The sequence below is a fragment of the Coleofasciculus sp. FACHB-712 genome (genome assembly GCF_014695635.1).
Lineage (GTDB): Bacteria > Cyanobacteriota > Cyanobacteriia > Cyanobacteriales > FACHB-T130 > FACHB-T130.
The window spans coordinates 1-2,038 of record NZ_JACJOQ010000275.1 but is presented as its reverse complement, the minus strand read 5'-3'; the positions used below and the strand labels follow the sequence as shown (position 1 = coordinate 2,038).

At 46.1% G+C, this 2,038-nt stretch carries 1 protein-coding gene and 1 pseudogene; one reads left to right on the top strand and one right to left on the bottom strand.

All coding sequences use genetic code 11. The features are described 5' to 3' along the window. Window positions 1–110 precede the first annotated feature (110 nt). On the bottom strand, window positions 111–722 hold the full coding sequence (locus tag H6F50_RS07550; protein ID WP_190428051.1) for a DsbA family oxidoreductase: 612 nt from the start codon (window positions 720–722) through the stop codon (window positions 111–113). A gap of 271 nt (window positions 723–993) precedes the next feature. On the opposite strand from H6F50_RS07550, the pseudogene H6F50_RS27870 reads away from it, so the two are divergent. Continuing rightward, a pseudogene (locus H6F50_RS27870) lies at window positions 994–1,825 on the top strand (IS5 family transposase). The last annotated feature ends 213 nt before the right edge of the window (window positions 1,826–2,038 follow it).

Below are 2,038 nucleotides of genomic sequence, written 5' to 3'. Positions count from 1 at the left end.
TTTATCTCCTGTAATGATTAGAGTCGTACTTTACCCATCCCGATGGGGATGAATTTGTCGGTTAGGGAATTCACGCCAATGGTTAGAAAAATGGGCAGTTTAGGCGATCGCTATTTTTGACTAAGATTGCCCTCCAATGCCTGATCAATGGCTCGTTCCAAGCTTTCTTGACTTAACAAACCCGGCAAAATGCGATCGCCAATCATAAATGTCGGGACTGAGGTAATACCGACTTCTTTGCGAGTCTGTTCTAATGCCTGCTGATGAGCTGTTTTATACCTTCGAGTTTCCAAGGATTCTCTAAACTCTTTTTCATCCAGCCCAATTTCTCCCGCTAACTGCGTCAAAATCTCGATATTGCCAATATCCCGATCTTCTTGAAAAAACGCTCGGAGAAGACGGTCATTGTATTCGTTAGCTTTACCATGTTCTCTCGCGTACTGATAACCCTCGAACGCTAGATGCGTATGTGGTTGCGGCGAGATAGTTGGTAGCTTGATCTCAACACCCATTTTTCTCGCTAGTGGATAGACTGACTGCTTCCAAACCGTTTGAAGATAATCGTCTTCCGGTTTCAGCGTCGCCTGTGGTGATGGTCGAAGCTCAAAGGGTATCCACTCAGCTTCAACGTCTTTTCCCTTAATCGCTGCTTCTAGGGGGAATTCGGCTAGAAAACAGTATGGACAAACGTAGTCAGAGAAAACTTTGATTTTCAGAGTCATGGCATATTCCTCTCAACAAACGATGACGCAGGGGGATTAACTGTCAATCGTGGTGGTTCAAGCGCTAAAAGAGCGATCGCGTCTTTACTTCAGAGGTACTGGACAAGTATCAATAATTGCTAGGTGCTAGATGGAAACGAACAGAATCAGGGTTAGCAATGTCTGCCCCTTCCACTAGACCTCCTGCATGAATGGTCAAGTAGTGTGCCAGTTCATAATCGAGATTGCACAATAAGGGAGTAGATCAGCATCAAGACACTGGGGAGTTGGTATGCCGTATACGGAGCTACAATCGCTTTCAGAAGGTGAGTTCAAGCGCTTATGCGGCGTTAGTCGTGAAACCTTTGCTGAAATAGTTGAAGTATTACGCCCGCATCTGGAGCGCCAAGGACGACGAGGGGGACAACCCAAGCTCAGCGTTGAAGACCAATAGAAGAGTGGCATTGGAATATTGGAGAGAGTATCGCAGTCAATTTCACATGGGAGTGAGTTGGGGATTGCACGAGACGACCGTAGGGCGAATTGTTCGCAAAGTTGAAGACTTGTTGATCAAGTGCGGCAAGTTCCGTCTGCCCAGTCAACGTCAACTATATCAGCCTGGTTGGGAGTGGAAAGTGCTGGTTGTTGATGTGGGAGAAATTGAGATTGAACGTCCAAAAAAAACCAGAAACGCTACTACAGTGGCTCTTCAATAGTGCCATACACTGAAAGCTCAAGTGTTAGTGGAGTTTGATAGTGGGCAAGTGATTTGTACAGCAGTAGATACTGGCAAAACACATGACTTCAAATTGCTCAAGCGTAGCCGTTTGCCGTTCGTATCGTCCCAATTATGTTTAGCTGACCGAGGTTATCAAGGATTTGCCAAACGCCATGTGGGAGCTTGCATACCAACTAAGAAGCGCCGTAAGCAACCGTTACCTGTTGAACAAAAGCAGCATAATCGGGCGCTAGCGCGATTGCGAGTACGAGTCGAGCATGTGATTCGCCGCTTCAAGATTTTTCACATTTTTTCAGGACGTTATCGCAATCGCAGGCAGAGATTTGGTTTGCGCTTAAACCTAATTGCTGGCTTGCTGAACTACGAACTGGCACATGCCTCCTGATTCATGCAGGAGGTCTACTCAAGTCCAAGCAATCAATTCGTTTTTCCAAGCTTCAATAATGTCTGCATTCCATTCACTATCCTCCTCAAATCCTACTGGTGCTATTTCCGCCCACCTTCCATCTGAGGTATCAGTTGCAGAATATTGATTCTCCCCGTAAATCCCTCCGATAAGTTGGGGGATTTACGGGGAGCAAAACCGGACAAATAGGTT

Bases quoted from the DNA above. Each gene is read 5' to 3' on its own strand.
- H6F50_RS07550 (WP_190428051.1), bottom strand. From the start codon at position 722: ATGACTCTGAAAATCAAAGTTTTCTCTGACTACGTTTGTCCATACTGT.